Below are 18,451 nucleotides of genomic sequence, written 5' to 3' on the forward strand. Positions count from 1 at the left end.
TGTCAGTCATATGAGAGACAAGCCCTTATTTAAGCATATGCACGGCGTTTACAAACATGTCTCCACGTTCTTCAAATGTTTTATGTTGATCCCAGCTTGCACAAGCCGGAGATAATAAAATCACGTCTTCTTCTTCAGATATGTTAAACGCCGCAGGTACTGCTTGTTCAACATTATCGACATGTTTTACGTGATGTATTCCAAGCTCTTCACCAAGCTTCACAAACTTAGGTGCAGTCTCACCAAATGTGATAATTCCTTTGACATGTTTCATAAAAGGTATCAACTCATCAAATTCATTGCCTCGATCAAGTCCACCTGCTAATAAAATAGTCGGTTGTTCGAAGGCTGACAATGCTTTAGTTGTTGCCAGTATATTGGTCGCCTTGCTATCGTTATAAAATTTCCGACTCTGAATTGTATCTACAAATTGCAGACGATGCTTCACTCCACCAAATGTTGTGAGTACGCGTGTGATCGCTTCATTTGAGCAACCTGCATTTTTCACAACACAAATAGCTGCCAGAATGTTTTCTTGATTATGCTCACCAGGAAGAACAACATCCTTTACATCAATGATATGTTCATTCATGTAGTAAATTGCACCATGTTGAATAAACGCACCATGATCTACTGGCTCTTTCACTGAGAAAAACACTTTTTTTGCTTTTGAACCTTCTGCCAGTTTTACAACCGAAGGATCATCTAGGTTAATTACAGCGATGTCATCTTCTTGTTGATGTGCGAATACTTTCTGCTTTGCTTTTTCATATTCTTCACGAGTGTGGTGATAGTCTAAATGTGCATCAAAAATATTTAATATTAAGCTGATTTTAGGTCTAAATTCAACTGTTCCCATTAACTGAAAAGAAGACAGTTCCGTTACGATCCACTCATCGCCAGCTGCATTTGCAGCGACTTCACTGGCAACTGTTCCAATATTACCTGCCACTAATGTTTTTTGGCTGTCTTTTTTCAGCATTTCATAAATCAATGTCGTGGTAGTGGTTTTTCCATTCGATCCAGTAATCCCAATAAAAGGAGATGGGGTTAAATGATATGCTAATTCTATTTCCGTCCAAACTGGAATTTGGCGGCGAAGTGCTTCTTGAACCATCACATTTTCATATGGAATTCCTGGATTTTTAATTAAAATTGTAATGTCTTTATCTTCGAATATACGAAGAGGATGACTGCCACAAACGACATCAATCCCCTTTTCAGAAAGTAGCTGAGCAGGTTTATTTTCTTCAAACGGTTTTTGATCATTTACCGTCACATTTACTCCATGTTCATGAAGAATTGAAGCTGCCGCATATCCGCTTTTAGCAAGACCTAATACTAGTACATGTTCGTTTTTTAACATTTGCATCTTATTCAATTATAACCACACCTCGATGTAAATTCCTAAAACAGCAAGTAATAAACCAGCTGTCCAGAAGGTGACAACTACTCTCCACTCTGACCAACCAACTAACTCATAGTGGTGGTGAAGCGGACTCATCTTAAAGATTCTTTTGCCGGTTGTTTTAAAGGAGATGACTTGAAGAATAACAGATAACGTCTCAACAACAAATACTCCACCAATAATGACAAGTAAAATTTCAAGCTTCGTTAAAATCGCAATTGCTACAATGGCTCCGCCTAATGCTAGAGAACCTGTATCACCCATAAATACTTTTGCAGGATGTGCGTTAAACACAAGGAAGCCAAGAACGGCTCCTGCAACAGCTACTGAAAAGATCGCTACATCATACTGGGATTGATTCCAAGCCAGTATAGCAAATGCTCCGAAAGCAATAGCAGCGGTTCCAGATAAGAGGCCATCCAGTCCATCTGTTAAGTTTACGGCATTAGAACCTCCGACAAGCATGAAAACAACAAGGATAAAGTAAGCCCATCCTAAATCAAAGCTGACGTCTGTTCCTGGAATGCGAATCGTCGTTGCAAACTGATAATAATGGAAAACTGCATAAAAGATCACAGCGATCACAATTTGACCGATTAATTTCTGTTTCGATGTTAATCCAAGATTTCGTTTCATCGCTACTTTAATATAATCATCTAAAAATCCTAATAGGCCGTAACCAAGTGTGACAAATAACAGTAAAAACATTTCTGGACTAATCTCAGAAAATTTGTTGATCATCACAATTGTTGTAATAGTGATAGAAAAGATAATCATGATGCCGCCCATTGTCGGCGTCCCAGATTTCTTTTGATGGGACTGCGGGCCCTCTTCTCTAATACTTTGACCAAATTTTAGTCTTCTTAAAAACGGTATAAAAATCGGGGATAAAAGAACACTGATTAAAAATCCCATTATGATTGTAAACAATATCACCTGTTCAAGCATCGTTCTTTACTCCTTCCGAATTTCCAAAGCCGTTTTCCATCAGAAAATTGCATTCATTATTATGGTATTCATTCGCGTTCTTCGTATGTTGTTTTTGTACAAAATGCTTCATTTCATTACACTCTTTTCATCATTTTAAGATTTGTTTAGATCTAAAATAGCGTCAATAGCAACCTTTGCATCATCAAAGTCATAGACTTGATCGTCAATAATTTGATAGGTCTCATGGCCTTTACCGGCTATTAAGACTGTATCGCCTTTTTTCGCATTGGCAATGGCAAAGAAGATCGCTTGTTTCCGATTCACAAAGCTATGATAATATGCGTCTGGTACCCCGTTTTCCATATCTTTTAAAATGGCTGAAGGATCTTCGCTTCTTGGGTTGTCTGATGTAAATATAGGTTCATCTGCATATTTCACAGCGATTTGAGCCATTTGAGGACGCTTTGTTTTATCACGGTCGCCGCCGCAGCCAATCACGCAGAAAATTTTGCCCTCTGTTAATTCTTTACATGTTGTGAGGACATTTTCTAAACTATCAGGTGTATGTGCGTAATCGACGATGACAGGGAAGTCTTGATCGCAGTTTACAAGTTCAAATCTGCCCTTGACTCCTTCCAGCTCTTCAATCGCACTCACGATCGTCTCAAATGTTAAGCCAGATACGATCCCAACTGATACAGCTGCGAGGATATTATACACATTGAACTTTCCGACGAGGGCAACCGTCACTTTCTTGGTGCCGATTGGAGTGACCAAATCAAATTGAGTTCCCTTCGGCATGATTTGAATATTTTTTGCCATGACATCTGCTTTTCGCTCTAGGGCATACGTCATGACTTCAGCAGCTGTGACTTTTTCAAAATAACTCGAAGCCTCATCATCTGCATTTAAAATCGCATGCTTCGGTTTATTGTGATGAAAGGCACTTCCGAGCTGAGAAAACAGCAAGCTTTTCGCATGTTTATATTCTTCCATTGTGTTGTGGTAGTCAAGATGGTCCTGCGTAAGATTTGTGAAAACAGCAATATCATAATCACATCCATGCACCCTGCCAAGATGGAGGGCATGTGATGATACTTCCATGATGGCTGTGTCTACATCTTGATCAAGCATCTGTTTAAACGTTTTTTGAAGTGTGACACTTTCAGGTGTGGTGTTTTTCACGTCGAGAATGTCATCATTCACCTTCATATACATCGTACCGATTAAGCCTGTTTTCTTCTCGGCTTTTCTCATCATTTGTTCGATCATATGTGTTGTTGAGGTTTTTCCGTTTGTGCCTGTGATCCCGATGAGATTCAGCTTATGAGTGGGCTGTTCATAAAACGCATCAGCTATTCTTGCAAGTGCTCTTTGAGAGTGTTTCACAATAATGACTGGTACCTCTGTTATGTTAAGAGGGTGTTCTGCTACAATGGCAGCAGCCCCGCTTTTCACCGCTTTTTCAGCATAATCGTGTCCATCTACTGTATAGCCTTTTATACAGACAAAAAGGCTTCCCTTTTTCACCTCTCTTGAATCCATTTCAATGGAAGTGATATCAGGATTTTCGTTTATCAATTCGTTGTTTTCACTTTTAAAGTATGTAAGCAGTTCTTGTAATTTCATTTTCATATCAAACCTCTCAAATTCGTTCACGTGCATGTCTTGTGAAAAAAACACACAGTCTATATTTTATCGTAAAAAAAAGGATACATCCAGCGTATTCCTTAAGTTTCTGTTGGAAAAAACACACTTTGGACTCTTTTTTTCAAACTGACCTTCTCTTTCAACAAAAAGAGGCAGCCAAATGAGTGCGGCTACCCTCTGTTCATTCTTTATTATTCATCGTTTAAGTATAATCTGATCGTGGAGCCTTCTTTGACCTTTGTCCCAGCAGCAGGTGATTGCTTCACTACTTTACTGCCAGTTCCTGAGGCATCGATCTTTAGGTTGATCAAGAGGGATTCAAGATCTGAAACAGATCCTCCTACAAGATTCGGTACTTCAATGGTTTTTGTGTCCAGCCACTGATACTTCTTTTCAATTTGGCCTTTTCTTTTTTTCACACCCATCTCAGGCAGGCTATCCCGCATAATATGACCAACAATTGGTGCGGCAACGGTACCACCAAATTGAATGGTGCCTTTTGGATTATCCACAGCTACATAGACTACGATACTTGGGTCATCTGCAGGCGCAAATCCGATAAACGACACAATATGGTTATTCTCCATATACTTTCCGTCCTTTACCTTCTGTGCTGTTCCTGTTTTTCCGCCAACCCGATACCCTTCAACAAATGCATTTCGGCCAGTTCCTTGAGCGACTACACTTTCAAGTGCATACCTGATTTCTTTAGATGTCTCTGCTGAAATCACTTTCTTTTTGGCAATCGGTGATTGCTTTTTCACAACCTCTTTTGTGATTGGATCTATCCATTCTTTTGCAATATAAGGCGTGTAAAGTGTCCCGCCATTTACTGCAGCTGCTACTGCAGCTACTTGTTGAATTGGCGTAACAGATACACCTTGACCAAAGGCGGTGGTCGCCTGCTCTACAGGACCTACACGATCAAGCGGGAACAAAATTCCCCGCCCTTCTCCTTGAAGGTCAATTCCGGTTTTTTGGCCAAATCCGAAATTTTTGATATAAGAAAATAATTTTTCTTTACCAAGACGGTCTCCTAGCTCTACAAAGCCGGGGTTACAGGAATTTTGAACTACTTCCAAGAATGACTGTGATCCGTGCCCGCCTTTTTTCCAGCACCTGAGTCTTGCACCATCAACTGTCACAGATCCGCTGTCAAAAAATGAATCGCGTTTTAAATTCACTTTCTTCTCTTCTAATGCTGCTGCAAGTGTAATAATTTTAAATGTCGAACCCGGCTCATATGTGCTCCACACCGGAAGATTTCGGTTAAACACTTTTGAGTCAACTGATTGATAGTCAGCTGGATCAAAATCTGGTCTGCTTGACATTCCTAGCACTTCACCATTTTTCGGATTCATCGCAATCGCAATCATACCATCTGGATTATACTTTGCCTGCGCGTTGTCTAATTCCCGTTCTATGATGGTTTGTACTTTTGCATCGACTGTTAATTTCATATCAAGACCATCTTTAGGCGGTGTATAATCGTCTGCTTCATCTGGCATTTTCTGCCCTTTTGCATCAGAATAAAACTTCACAGACCCTTTTTCGCCTTTTAGGTCATCGTCATAGTAGGCTTCAAGTCCAAGTAAGCCTTGATTATCGATTCCAGCAAAGCCGAGTACATGTGAAAGAAAGCTGCCAAACGGATAATGTCTGATGCTGTCTTCTGCTACATACACGCCTTCTAAATCAAGCTCTCTTACTTCTTTTGCTTTTTCATGTGATACCTTTCTGCCCTCAGGAGAAATTCGTTCAATTGATGTTTTTTTCGTGACGTGCTTGTACGCTTTTTCTTCAGACATATTCAGCACAGCTGCCAATTTCTTGCTTGTTTCTGCGGGATCTTTAATTTGCCGAGGGACGACCAAAATAGATGGAGCACTTTTGTTCGTCGCAAGCTCTACCCCATTCCGGTCCAAAATATCTCCTCGTTCTGGTTCGAATGGGAGGTTTCGGCTCCATGAATCTTTTGCTAAGCTTGTCAGCTTCTCACCCATAATAAACTGCACATATCCTAATCTAGTATCTATGATGAAAAAAATGATCACCCCAAACAGCAGCACGAAAAGCAATCGTTTTCTCACTGTTACACTCGACACTCGCACGCCCGGTTCACTCCTTACATATGGCTTGTTTTCATCATATGCAGGCCCGTCCTTTTGTAGAACGCACCGTGATATTCTGCTGGAGCAAAAGAAAAAACCTAGCAAGTGATTTGCTAGGTTTACAGTTAATTTGGGCTTTTAAATGTCACAGTGACGACTTTGTCTGAAATCTCCGCTCCACTTTTGACACTTTGTTTCACAGCATAGCCTTGTCCATTTGTTTCTATATGCACACCGGCAATCGAAGCATATTGAAGGACTTCTCTTCTGGACCAGCCTGTCATATCAGGCATCTTAATGGTTTTCCCTGCTGTTTTCAAGAAGACTTTCTGGCTTTCAGAGAATTCAGAGCCCGCACTCGGCCACTGGCGTTTAATGGACAGACCGTCGCCGATGACAACAGGTGTTAATTGTTTATTTTTGACTTCTGTTTCTGCCTGCTTCACTTCTAAGTCCAGGAATGAAGGCATCGTTTCTTGTTTCACTTTTTGTTCGCCTGATTTCTTATCGTCTGTTTTTGTTGGTGCAATATTTAAATATAGCAAACTATTTTTCATGACAGGGTTAAAGATTTGAGAAACCGGAGCTGACCCCGTTTCTGTTTCAGACAGCTGCGGCTGCTGGACAGCCACATAAACAAGTAGCTTCGGATCATCTTTTGGCGCCATTCCCATAAATGAAAAGACGTAATCGTTTCTTCCTTGGAGGTAACCGCCGGCACCGCCAATTTGTCCCGTTCCTGTTTTTCCAGCAACGTCGAAGCCTTTGATTTGATAAGGCTGACCTGTTCCAATTTTCGAGGAAACAACCTCACCTAAAATGTCACGAACTTGCTTCGCTGTATCAGATGAAATCGGTTTTCCTGCCGCTGTTGGTTCGTGCTGCAAAATCGTTTTGTTTGTGTTCGGGTCTGTAATATGGTCAATGACATATGGCTTCATCATTGTTCCGCCGTTTGCTATCGCAGTGGCTGCTTCGATTTGTTGAATCGGTGTGATGGCTGATGCTTGACCATAAGCTGTCGATGCTTTGTCATATTCATATCTATAATTGATTTTACTAGACGCTTCGTTCGGCAAGTCAATCCCCGTTTTGTCATAGAAATGGAACTTCTGCAAATATTGTTCGTAGCGTGTGAAGCCTAGTTTTTCTTTTGCAAGCTTTGCAAAGGCCACATTTGACGAGCGAAGAACTCCTTGATGAAAGTCAATTTTCCCCCAGCCATTTCCGTTGTTGTGGTCTCGCACAAGGCCGCCGCCTACTTTATAAGTACCAGATTGATATTTGTCATTGCCTTGGTAGACCCCTTCTTGGATCGCCGCAGCGAGGGTAAAGATCTTCATCGTTGAACCTGGTTCAAACGCATATGAAATCACATCATTGTTATAATTCGTAATGTCTAGTTCATTTAAATTAAAGCTTGGCCGCTGCCCCATCGCGAGAACCTTCCCAGTTTTCGGATCAACGACTGTGGCAATGATTTTCTTCGGCTTATACTTTTTGGCAACCTGCGTCATACTTTCTTCAAGAAACGCTTGAATTTTCTGATCGATGGTCAGCGTGACATTTTTCCCGTCTTTCGGGGCGACAATGTCTTCTTTACTATTCGGTAAGGCCCATCCGCTTCTGTCACTGTTATATGTCACATAGCCGTCTTTTTCTTTTAAAAATTTGTTCAGTGCCTTCTCAAGTCCCATTGCACCTGACATGTCCTTTGTCGCCTCATTTAATCTGGCATAACCGATTAGGTTAGAAGCAAACATGCCGTTAGGATAATATCGCTTCGTGTCTTTTTCAAAAGCAACACCTGGAAGCTTTAGCTTTTCAATTTTTTCCTTCGTTGAAAAACTAATATCCTTCCCCGCTTTACCAAACTCCACTTGGAATGCATCTTTTGTATTGAGACGCTTTAAAATTTCGCTTTCACTCATATCGATGACTTTCGAGAGCTCTTTTGCCGTCTTTTCTTTATCGACGACATGCATTGGATGCTTAGGGTCAACTGTCATTTTCTTGCTCATGACTGCAATGAGCTTATACACAGATGTATCCTCAGCGATCACATTTCCATTCCGGTCTAAAATAGATCCTCTTTTTGCTTCAAGTGTTTTCTTCGATTGATATTGTTCATTTGCCTTGGCAGCCAATACTTGTCCATCAACCGTTCCTGTAATTTGAATATAGATAAAACGTGCTAGGATGATAAAGAAAAACAGGGCGAAGCAAATACTCGCAATTGCCGCGCCTCTGTTCATCATTTTATTCTTTTTAGGCATCGCCATGTTAATCGACCTTCTTAACATCTTTCGAAATAGTTAAGCCTGCTTTTTTTGCGGCATCAATGATTCTTTCTGGTTCACTCAGCAAGTCTTTTTCCTTTTGTAGCTCAGTGATCTTCTTCGATTCTAAAGATACTTGCTGTTCTAGCTTCTGCACTTCGATATTGGCGTGATAGACAGCAAAAGCTTTAGAAATGATGAGAATCGAGCTGCACATAAGAGCCATGACAAACATGACAAGTAAGATTTTTTCACCAAGTGTGATAGAACCTCTTCTTTTAATGACAACCGATTGGCCTTGCTGCTCTGTTTGATGTTGCTTCACTTCTCTTTGATAAGCCAAATTACTCATAAGAAACCTCCTTTTTATCATCATCTATGGTGTCGTTTTACTTTTTTTCTGCAATTCGGAGCTTCGCTGAACGGGCACGGTTGTTATGTTCCAGCTCTTGTTCTGATGCAACGATCGGTTTTCTCGTGATCAGCTTCAGCTTTGGTTCAAGTCCTTCTGGAATCACTGGTAGTCCGTGCGGAAGTTCTGGAAGAGAAGACATTTCTCTAAATGTACTTTTACAAATCCGGTCTTCAAGTGAATGGAATGTAATGACAGAAATTCTCCCCTTCGGATTGAGTAACTCTATTGCTTGTTCTAGTGCTTCTTCAAATACTTTCAATTCATCATTTACGGCAATTCGGATCGCTTGAAACACTCTTTTCGCTGGATGTCCGCCAGTTCGTCTTGCAGGTGCCGGAATTCCTTCTTTGATAATGTCGACAAGCTCACCCGTTGTTTCAATTGGCGCTTTTTTTCTTGCTTCTTCAATTTTGCGTGCGATTTGCTTGCTGAACTTTTCTTCCCCATATTTGTAGAAAATCCGAACTAGATCTTCAAATGGCCATTCATTCACCACTTTTTTTGCCGACAATGCGGCTGATTGATCCATTCGCATGTCAAGAGGTGCATCATGGTGATAACTAAAGCCTCTCTCTGGTGTGTCGAGCTGAGGAGATGATACCCCAAGGTCAAAAATCACACCGTCTACGCTTGTAATACCTTGTTCATTCAGACGTTCTTTTAAATATCGGAAGTTGCTTTTTATGAAAAGAATGTTCGCTTTAGAATCCGCGAGCTTCTCTCGTGCATGATCCAGTGCAGCATCGTCTTGGTCAAATCCAATCAATGTTCCTTTTTCTGATAATTGAGATAGTAAATATGAGCTATGACCTGCTCCGCCTAGCGTGCAGTCCACATATGTACCGTCTTCTTTTACGTTTAAACCGTCAACTGTTTCTTTTAATAATACTGTCTCATGTTGAAACATGATGTTATGGTCCCACCTTTTTCAAATAGAAATGAATGTGTAGAAAGCTTGCTGCACAAGGGATTATTATATATCAAATCCAATCATGTTTTCAGCAATTTCAGCAAAAGAATCTTCTTGCTCTTCTGTATATTGTTCCCAGATCGACTTACTCCACAACTCAATTCGATTTGAAACGCCGATGACCACACATTCTTTTTCGAGTTTTGCATATTGGAGTAGGTTTGATGCGATGTTAATACGCCCCTGCTTGTCCAGATCGCATTCGACTGCGCCAGAGAAGAAGAACCGGGTAAACGCACGTGCATCTTTTTTCGTTAGCGGTAGTGCTTTGAGTTTCTCTTCGATTAGTTTCCACTCACTCATAGGGTAGCCAAATAAACATTGATCAAGCCCTCTCGTCAGCACAAACTGTTCTCCGAGACCGTCTCTAAATTTAGCAGGGATGATCATGCGCCCTTTTGTATCAATCGTATGTTGGTATTCACCCATGAACATGATAATCAGAGCCCCACTTTCTCACCCATACTCTCCACTATCCACCACTTCTCTCCACAAAACTTATTCTACACTGTTTCTACATAAAAAAAAACCCTGAACTAGTCAGGGTTCATTAAAACTTTATTTCAAAGTTTGACAATTTGTTGCTTGTTTTGAAATGAAAATGGCATATTTTTGAATGTTTTGAAGAATTCTGGACCATATTTGTTTAAAAAGTACATGATATTCCAAATTCTTTCTTGCGGAGCATCTAGTGGTTTTAAACTATTTTCAATCCGTTCAAAGTCCCGAAGGATATATCCTTCCTTCTCTTCCACACGCTGCGCAACCTTTTGATAAACAAATTGAAGCTGGTCTTCAATAAATTTGGCATTTTTATCTAGCAGCTGCTCGAAGTTTGGCTCAATCTCCAGTGCTTCTTGTCTCATCACGTCATGAGCATTTGCTAATTCACGTTTGGCGTGTTGAACCGCTTGAACAAAGCTGTCTGGAAGACTTTGCTGAAAGTGCGCTTCTTTCTTTTCTTTCACTCCATTTGTCAGCACTTCTTCTACCGACAGTTCTCTAACTGACAGTTTCTTGTCGATGTGCCTTTCAAGAAGGGTTACATGCAGTCTTGGAAGAACAGGCGCCATCTTTAATTTAAAATGCTCAAAGATTCCTTTCAGCTCCCCCCAATAGTTAACCTCACCGTGTCCTGCCATAAAGGCAAGTGTCGGGAGAAGGGTTTCCTGCATCAAGGGACGCGTCACCACATTGTTGCTAAAACGTTCTGGGTGCTCCTCCACTTCCTGCAAAAGCTCTTCCTTCGTCCACGTAAGCCCCACTTCTGATATAGAAAACCGGCCGTTCTCTTTTTCAATCAGGAAACGTTCCTCATCATATTCGTAAAACAGATTCGCCTGATTGTCACCAGCTTCAATAATTGGCTGATATCCTGCTCGTTTCATAGCAGCCTGCGATTCATTTAAGCGAGCAGTAACTGCATCATTTGTCTCGACAATGTGCTTGAATAACGCACGCTCGAGTGGTTTGACACCTAAGTCACCCGAATTAAATAAAAGCAGTCCATCCTCTTCAAAGAGGTCACATACAATCCATTCAAAGAAATCAGTAAACGTTTGTGATTTGCGTAAACATCGAAGAAGCTGATCAAACAAGTCATTGGTGTATGCAGATTCTTCATACGTTGAAAACACATCACGGAGCCATGTCTCGGTTTTTTCTTGATCAAGCGGGATTCTTTTCGCAGCCGCTTTTTTGACGTTATGTAATGACAGCTTTTGTTTCACTGGCCCTTTTTCGCCAGATGTGTACACAAAATTAATTTCATCTACGTCATGATCCTCACCGGCTACCCAAAAGACCGGAATCACCGGGACGCCAAGCTCTGTTTCTTTTTCTTTTGCAAACTGAATGATGGATATGATTTTATGTATGGTATAAAGCGGTCCTGTTAATAGACCAGCCTGCTGTCCTCCGACCACCATGACACTCCGTTCATCACGGATCTTTTCAATGTTCTGGCGCATCGCTTTCGATTCAAACTTTGCGTGGTACGCGCTCATATAATCCGCTAAAGCCTCGCGCGGGAAGCTCATTTCCATGAGATCGTCGTATCTCTTTTTCCATGTGTGCTCAGAATGTATATCATAATCAAAAAAAGTCGTCATCTCTTTTTTTTCTTCTATATAATCACGTATGAATAAATTCTGACTTCGGATGGAAAGTTCAGTCAATTGCATGTTTAGAACTTCCTTTCTTCAATAAATAGTTAGTTTCCCGAAAAAAGTATAGCATGTAAATGAGCTCACTCAAAAGATTTTGTTTGCTTTTTTTCCAATACTTCCAAGCTTCGATCAAAGAAAGTGAGATGTGGCGCCGCAACGCTGTGAGCTTGAGCCTTTTTTAAAAGATAGCCAAGGATGGCTTTTCTTTCGGTTTGGCGGCCTTTCACTATATCTTGAAGCATAGACGACTGATTCTCAGCCGTTTTCTCACAAACAGAGACTACATAAGACCAGAGCCGCTCTTTTTCATGTAAGCCCAAGATGGAAACTGCTTCTTCGAATGCACATTTCATCATGTATTCATATGAAGGGTTTGCGATCAATTCCCCGTTTCTCACATGCAGCAAAGCCGTGAGTGGATTAATACAGACATTGACAAGCAGTTTTTCCTCCAACACCTTTTTCCATTCATCCGTATAGATCATCTGAAAATGAGATGATGTCTCATTCAATGCTTTTTTTATATCAGCTGCTTCCTCATGCTGAAATGCCCCCCACTTGATGACACCGATACCTGTATGGTTCACTGCATGATCTGACATCTTCATAGCTCCGTGCTCTACCACACCTATGTATAATGAATGTCCCGTTTTCCAATTCTCCAAATCTAATAAGTGAGCCATTCCGTTCTGTAAGAATAAGATACGATGAGGAGGTAATGTCGATAGTTCACCAAGTACATCTTGCAAATGATGATATTTCACTGTCACGATGAGCAAATCAAATTCTCCTGTTATTCCTGTCTGTGCATGAACAGCCACCTGGCATGTTTCTCCTTTTACTGTTCGCTCAATGCCTACTGCTCGAATCTCTTCTGCCTGTTCGTTTCTTCTTGTAAAGACTGTGACGTCATGATGCTGCGTTAAATAACTAGCACAAAGCAGACCAATCGCACCGCCGCCAATGATTCCAATATTCAACTGCCGCACATCCCTTTTTCGTTTACTTCATGATATCAACTATTTTAACAGGTTCATGTCGTGATGCAAAAAGCAGATGGCGCGCTATGATTGAATTTTTTTAATTTAAAAACTATAATAATAAGTGTAAAAACTTTTTGAGGCGGGTGGGATGAAAACGCCTTCAATGACATCACTGTCGACATTATGTGTGTAAGGGGGAAGATCATATGGCACAAGTAAAACGACTTCTAATTAATTACAAAACGTTAGAGGAATTTAAACAATTTAAGGAATACGGCATACAAGAGCTATCCATGCTCGAAGACCTTGAAAGCAATATGATTGAAAATGACAGCAACTCTCCATTTTATGGGATTTATTTTGGAGATAAGCTAGTGGCACGTATGAGCCTTTATCAAGTGGACGGCTCAACGACAACGTATTTTAACCACAACCATGATTATTTAGAGCTGTGGAAGCTGGAAGTGCTTCCTGGGTATCAGCGCAAAGGGTACGGCGAAGCACTTGTTGAATTCGCTAAATCGTTCGGATTGCCAATTCGGACCAATCCGCGCGTCAAATCTGCTGGTTTTTGGGATAAAATGGGCTTTGAAGCAGTCAAATATGATATGGAGCGCGATAAGGGTGAAAATCCACTCATCTGGGAGCCCGCACATATTCAAAAAAATACAGGTGAATCCGCTTAAAGGCTGATCACAAAACGCCCCTCCTTTCTCTGTGAGGGGCGTCTCTTTATTTAGCATATTCTTTTAAGCTGATATTCTGTTTGACTCTTTCAACAATACCTATGAGTGCCCGGTAATCTTCTTCTGTCATTTTTAATTGCCGCTTTAAGTGTTCATTTTCTTCTGTAAGTGACTTCAATTGATGCTGTGCATCTGCCAGTTCTTCGCGTAAATGAGTAGGTCCATCAGGTTCTTTTTCAAGCTGCTCTAAAAACTGAATCACTTCTCGAAGGGTCAATTCAGCCTGATTTGAAGTAGTCTTCTCTTCTATGGTTAACGCATGCTGTGGTAAACCAGAGGAATGAATACCTATTTTTTTGCGCAATTCTTTCCGCTGTTTTTTTGCCAGCTCTATGCCTGCCTGATATTGTTTTCTAACGTATGAGTTCCACCTGAAACCACATGCTGCCGCTGTTCTTGACAATGCTTTCCCGACTTCCTCAAATGCGGAAAGCTGCGTTCCTCCGTCTCGAATGTGCCTTAAGACAACTTCTGCTAAAAGTAAATCTTCATCCTGTGTCCATGCGTCCTGCCTTGTAATCGTCAATTGATCATCCCCCCTGAATCTGAATACCACATCATATGCGCCTACTAGAGTAGATAGACTATTTGCAGGGGAGAAACCTAAAAAATAGACAAATAAAAAAACGCAAGGGAAGAATTCCCTCACGTTTTTTTATCAAGCATTAGTTGCTTTTTACGTCTTTGCCTTTGTATGTTCCGCAAGATTTGCAGACACGATGAGAAATTTTCATTTCACCGCATTCTGGGCAAGCTACCATACCAGGTACTTGTAGTTTGAAATGCGTACGACGCAATCTTTTTTTCATTTTAGAAGTTCTTCTAAAAGGTACAGCCATTATTCCCACCTCCTTAAAGAGTTAAGTTAAGATTCATTATTTTCTTCTAAGAGCTTCTTCAAGCCTTCCAGACGCGGATCAATTCGGTTTTGATGTGCATCTTCCGAAATGACCGCCCAGTCATTCCCTTCTTGTGGTGCAGCACCTTTTACGTCCGTTTGGTCGCAAAAGATTTGCATCGGCACTTCAAGAAGAATTTCTTCCTTGACTAAAGGCGTTAAGTCGATGATGTCGTCTTCTACAATAGAAACGTCTTCATCTTCTATGTCGTCTGTCTTATGAAGTACAAATAGTTCTTTCGTTGAAATCGCAAATGGATAATTTACATCAACAAGCGTTCTTGAACAAGGCAATGTCATTTCACCTGTGATGGTTAAATCAAATGCGACTTGCTTTGATTCGATCACTCCAGTCCCTTTCACCTCTACCGGTGAAATGCGACGTATATCTGAATGAAGGCTAGTAAGTTCATTTAAGTCAACCGTCTCATGAAAATCGAAGCTGTTTTTAGCTTTTTGATGTAACTGATAAACTGTCCATTTCAATTGTATCACCTCTAAGAGCAACAAACATGATTATAGCTTTCCTCATGTTATTTGTCAATATTTTTTCTTTACAGTCCTTTGTGATGTCAGAGCGTTGTTTGACATCAGTTCTCGGAATGCCTACACTGAAAAAAATGGGCTTCATTTTTCCCTTATGCTACTGTAGCATAGACCATTTAACCATAGCAAGAAAGGCGGAACATCTATTGAAAGCAACAGGAGTCGTTGTCGAGTATAATCCATTTCATTATGGACATGCCTATCATGTTCGTCAGGCGAAAACACATACCTCCTCAGATGTTGCCATTGCCGTCATGAGCGGTTCCTTCCTCCAGCGCGGTGAGCCTGCCATCGTCTCAAAATGGGCGCGGACAAAAATGGCACTGCAAAACGGTGTAGACATTGTGTGTGAGCTTCCATACATATACGCAGTGCAAAAGGCAGAAACCTTTGCAAACGGTGCTGTGGCGATTCTAGATGCTTTAAAATGCCGCTCCCTTTTTTTCGGCAGCGAGGATGGTGACATCAAAGCATTCGAGCGAACAGCTCGTGCTTGGCATGAGAAAAAAGAAGAAATTGACCTTTTCACAAAAGGAAAAGTAAAAGAGGGCCTTAGTTATCCAACTGCTGCTGCTGCTGCGTTTCAAGAGGTGATTGATCCTAAGCACTTACTGAATCTGTCTCTGCCCAATAACATTTTAGGTTTCCATTATGTCAAAGCCATCTTGGAGAGATCCCCTCACATGCAGCCCTTTACCTCTCAAAGGATTTCATCTGGTTATCATGATGAAGAACTACCTGAAAATCAGAAAATCGCAAGCGCAACAAGTATACGAAAAGCGTTAAAAGATCATGGTACATTTGAAACAGTCGCCCCTTATCTCCCAGAAGCTACGCTCAAGCAATTACATGACTATCATTCTTCATATGGTCTTCTACATACACAAGAAGCCTACTTTAGCTTCTTAAAACACGTTTTTCACACAATGGATACGGCAGAACTAGAAGGCATCTATGAAATCGAAGAAGGCATCGAACACCGCATGCAAAAGGCGATTACACATGCGTCCTCCTACGAGGAATATCTATCACTTGTTAAAACAAAACGCTATACGTGGACAAGGCTGCAACGGATGAACACACATCTCTTAATGAGGGTGAAAAAGAGTGCCATGCATGAGCTGCTGAAAGAGAAAAAAGCGCCTTATATTCGTTTACTTGGTATGTCAAAGAAAGGGCAGCAATATTTATCTCTTGTGAAAAAAGAATTGGACGTGCCGCTCGTCAGTAAGCTGTCTGCCTTTTCACATCCCGCACTTGATCTTGATATTCGCGCATCCCGCGTCTTCAGCCTGCCCGTTAGTGAGCCGATGCAAACGAACTTAACGGAAGCGGAATTTAAAACGTCACCGATCCGATATGATGAAGAGACTGGTCTCTTCCAGTCTTAGCAAAAAAAGCAGCCTTGCGGAAGGCTGCTCTTTTTTGATTAAGATGCTTTCTCTTTTAATTTGTTTAAATAGTTCAGGGCATCTTGCATTGTATCTACAGGCACAATTTTCATATCACTTTTAATATCTTTCGCTGTTTTGACAGCATTTCTATAGTCTGAATTTGGATCACCTTTATCATTCGGTGCAAAGAATATATCTTTTCCTGCTTTATCTGCCGCCACGACCTTTTGATCGATTCCGCCAATTGGACCGACCGTTCCATCGGCGTCAATCGTTCCCGTTCCTGCAATCGCATAGCCATGTGTTTCGTCTTCTTTTGTCAGCTGGTTATAAATTTCAAGTGACATCATAAGACCTGCTGATGGGCCGCCGATATTTTCGATATCCACCTTAATAGAAGGTGAGACTTTCACATTTCGGTCTGTAAATAATGATACGCCAATTCCAACTCGATTCGGCTCTTCTTTAAATGGTTTTAACGTCACTTTCTCCGTCATGTCTTTGCCATTTCGTTCAAGGACAAAACGGACAGATGTACCTGCTTTTTTGCTGCTGATATACGAAACCATTTTATCAGCAGAATCATAGGTCTTGCCATCAACGCTTTTAATTCGGTCGCCCACTTCAATTTTGCCGTAAGCAGGCATTCCTTTCATCACGTAGCTTGCATATACGCCGTTAAACGTATAATCTACTTTTTTACCTGCTTTTGTATATGCTGCAATCATGGCATTTTCTTGCGAGCTTTTCATCAGCTGCAGCTGCCGTTTCATATAATCTTGATCCGACTCCCCGTCCGCTTTAATATTTTCTTCTGGGACGATTTCATCATATTTATTCATTTTCGCAAGCAAATACGTATACGGATTGGCTGGACCTACTTTAATTGTCATAAGAGAGAAGCTGCCCTTCTCGCCATATCCGCCGTCTACTTGAATGTGGGGAGCAATCTCGGTTGCATCACCCGGCTTTGTCACGTAATATGGCAGTTTGACAAAGGTTAAGCCACATAATACAAGGATAACGACAAAAAAGCTGAGCCAGCGAATATTTAATTTTTTCATTCGATTAACACTCCCATTTATCAATGACATCTTTCAGTGTACCTGTTAGTTGATCTGCGGCAAGCTCACCTGCTTCAATCATCTCCTGCACCTGCACGAACGCACTCGAGCTAAATGTTTCAAGCCTCGGCCGGATCATGACATCAGCGTGAATGGTTTGATGACGGACCAATTCATTTTGAAGGATGTCCAAACTTTGCATAATCACATCCGATAATCTCGTCGCCTTTTCTGTTTTTTTCACCCTTGATACATCAGAGGCGATAATGAGGTCTGCGCCCATATCTTTTAAAACAGACACAGGAATGCGGTCCACAACCGCTCCATCCACTAGCTGTCTGCCGCCCATTTCATGAGGAACAAACACGCCCGGAATGCTGATGCTTGCTCTGACTGCTTGTGAGACAGACCCTTTTTTAAACACGACCTTCTCCCCTGTCTCGAGGTCACAGGCAACCACTGCAAGGGGCATTTTTAATTCTTCGAATTTTTTCCCATATGTAAACGTGTGAATCAGCTGCAAAATTCGATTTCCTTTTAAAAGACCGATTTTTGGCAGTGTATAGTCAGCATAATACTTTTTTCTGAAGACAAGTGCAAGTTTTTTCATTTTTTCTACGTCCTGTCCTGCCGCATAAAAGCTCCCAACAAGTGCGCCAATACTGCTGCCAGCAATCATATCTACCTGAATACCTTGTTTCTCAAGACTAGATAAAACTCCGATATGTGCCATTCCCCTCGCACCCCCAGAGCCTAACGCAAGCCCGATGACTGGTCGCCTCATGAAAATCCACCCTCCTCTTTTCTATGCATATATACGAATCTATTGGTCTAAACATGCCCCTTCTGCTCGTATAGTAATAGAAGACAGGCTCGGCTAGTTTCTTTC

Annotated in this window: 17 protein-coding genes; 2 read left to right on the plus strand and 15 right to left on the minus strand. The window is 41.2% G+C overall.

Translation table 11 applies throughout. The features are described from left to right. Positions 1 to 25 precede the first annotated feature (25 nt). From murD to MHH40_RS03200, 10 genes are all read right to left on the minus strand, one after another. On the minus strand, positions 26 to 1,372 hold the full coding sequence (gene murD, locus MHH40_RS03155) for a UDP-N-acetylmuramoyl-L-alanine--D-glutamate ligase (protein WP_428839758.1): 1,347 nt from the start codon (positions 1,370 to 1,372) through the stop codon (positions 26 to 28). Positions 1,373 to 1,381: 9 nt separating this feature from the next. After that, positions 1,382 to 2,356 (minus strand): phospho-N-acetylmuramoyl-pentapeptide-transferase, encoded by a 975-nt coding sequence (gene mraY / locus MHH40_RS03160; RefSeq protein ID WP_003211854.1) that lies wholly within the window; start codon positions 2,354 to 2,356, stop codon positions 1,382 to 1,384. Between the two features lie 135 nt (positions 2,357 to 2,491). After that, complete coding sequence (locus MHH40_RS03165) at positions 2,492 to 3,967, minus strand: UDP-N-acetylmuramoyl-L-alanyl-D-glutamate--2,6-diaminopimelate ligase (protein ID WP_212045889.1); 1,476 nt, start codon at positions 3,965 to 3,967, stop codon at positions 2,492 to 2,494. 212 nt (positions 3,968 to 4,179) lie between these two features. Further along, a complete protein-coding gene (locus MHH40_RS03170) occupies positions 4,180 to 6,099 on the minus strand; it encodes a stage V sporulation protein D (protein WP_012009866.1) in 1,920 nt (639 codons plus the stop codon). A gap of 125 nt (positions 6,100 to 6,224) precedes the next feature. Beyond that, the gene (locus tag MHH40_RS03175; protein WP_340901415.1) at positions 6,225 to 8,375 is read right to left on the minus strand and encodes a penicillin-binding protein; all 2,151 of its coding nucleotides are present in this window, start codon (positions 8,373 to 8,375) and stop codon (positions 6,225 to 6,227) included. Between the two features lie 7 nt (positions 8,376 to 8,382). Next, a complete protein-coding gene (gene ftsL, locus MHH40_RS03180) occupies positions 8,383 to 8,730 on the minus strand; it encodes a cell division protein FtsL (RefSeq protein ID WP_044141994.1) in 348 nt (115 codons plus the stop codon). Between the two features lie 37 nt (positions 8,731 to 8,767). After that, entirely contained in the window at positions 8,768 to 9,700 is a 933-nt protein-coding gene (gene rsmH, locus MHH40_RS03185) for a 16S rRNA (cytosine(1402)-N(4))-methyltransferase RsmH (RefSeq protein WP_003210993.1), read from the minus strand. 66 nt (positions 9,701 to 9,766) lie between these two features. Then, positions 9,767 to 10,198 carry a division/cell wall cluster transcriptional repressor MraZ gene (mraZ, locus tag MHH40_RS03190; RefSeq protein WP_003211163.1) on the minus strand — a complete coding sequence of 144 codons (432 nt, stop codon included), beginning with the start codon at positions 10,196 to 10,198 and terminating at the stop codon, positions 9,767 to 9,769. Positions 10,199 to 10,326: 128 nt separating this feature from the next. Beyond that, entirely contained in the window at positions 10,327 to 11,946 is a 1,620-nt protein-coding gene (gene bshC, locus MHH40_RS03195; RefSeq protein WP_340900632.1) for a bacillithiol biosynthesis cysteine-adding enzyme BshC, read from the minus strand. A 65-nt stretch (positions 11,947 to 12,011) separates the two neighbouring features. Then, the gene (locus MHH40_RS03200) at positions 12,012 to 12,911 is read right to left on the minus strand and encodes a 2-dehydropantoate 2-reductase (RefSeq protein WP_335353113.1); all 900 of its coding nucleotides are present in this window, start codon (positions 12,909 to 12,911) and stop codon (positions 12,012 to 12,014) included. 209 nt (positions 12,912 to 13,120) lie between these two features. Here MHH40_RS03200 and MHH40_RS03205 point away from each other — a divergent pair, with 209 nt between their 5' ends. Beyond that, the gene (locus MHH40_RS03205) at positions 13,121 to 13,600 is read left to right on the plus strand and encodes an N-acetyltransferase (RefSeq protein WP_003211702.1); all 480 of its coding nucleotides are present in this window, start codon (positions 13,121 to 13,123) and stop codon (positions 13,598 to 13,600) included. Positions 13,601 to 13,646: 46 nt separating this feature from the next. On the opposite strand, the gene gerR is transcribed toward MHH40_RS03205, so the two are convergent. The 3 genes from gerR to MHH40_RS03220 form a co-directional block, all read right to left on the minus strand. Beyond that, positions 13,647 to 14,186 carry a sporulation-specific transcriptional regulator GerR gene (gerR, locus tag MHH40_RS03210; RefSeq protein ID WP_050945104.1) on the minus strand — a complete coding sequence of 180 codons (540 nt, stop codon included), beginning with the start codon at positions 14,184 to 14,186 and terminating at the stop codon, positions 13,647 to 13,649. Between the two features lie 139 nt (positions 14,187 to 14,325). Continuing rightward, complete coding sequence (gene rpmF / locus MHH40_RS03215; RefSeq protein WP_008354700.1) at positions 14,326 to 14,499, minus strand: 50S ribosomal protein L32; 174 nt, start codon at positions 14,497 to 14,499, stop codon at positions 14,326 to 14,328. Positions 14,500 to 14,525: 26 nt separating this feature from the next. Then, positions 14,526 to 15,044: a YceD family protein gene (locus MHH40_RS03220; protein WP_003210956.1), complete on the minus strand. Its 519-nt coding sequence runs from the start codon at positions 15,042 to 15,044 to the stop codon at positions 14,526 to 14,528. Positions 15,045 to 15,250: 206 nt separating this feature from the next. Here MHH40_RS03220 and MHH40_RS03225 point away from each other — a divergent pair, with 206 nt between their 5' ends. Then, entirely contained in the window at positions 15,251 to 16,495 is a 1,245-nt protein-coding gene (locus MHH40_RS03225; RefSeq protein WP_340900633.1) for a nucleotidyltransferase, read from the plus strand. A gap of 38 nt (positions 16,496 to 16,533) precedes the next feature. Here MHH40_RS03225 and MHH40_RS03230 read toward each other — a convergent pair whose 3' ends face one another. Next, positions 16,534 to 17,562 carry a SepM family pheromone-processing serine protease gene (locus MHH40_RS03230; RefSeq protein WP_050945105.1) on the minus strand — a complete coding sequence of 343 codons (1,029 nt, stop codon included), beginning with the start codon at positions 17,560 to 17,562 and terminating at the stop codon, positions 16,534 to 16,536. 4 nt (positions 17,563 to 17,566) lie between these two features. After that, entirely contained in the window at positions 17,567 to 18,346 is a 780-nt protein-coding gene (locus MHH40_RS03235) for a patatin-like phospholipase family protein (protein ID WP_050945106.1), read from the minus strand. Positions 18,347 to 18,451: the final 105 nt, after the last annotated feature.

It is taken from the genome of Bacillus sp. FSL K6-2431, from assembly GCF_038005165.1.
Taxonomy (GTDB): domain Bacteria; phylum Bacillota; class Bacilli; order Bacillales; family Bacillaceae; genus Bacillus; species Bacillus pumilus.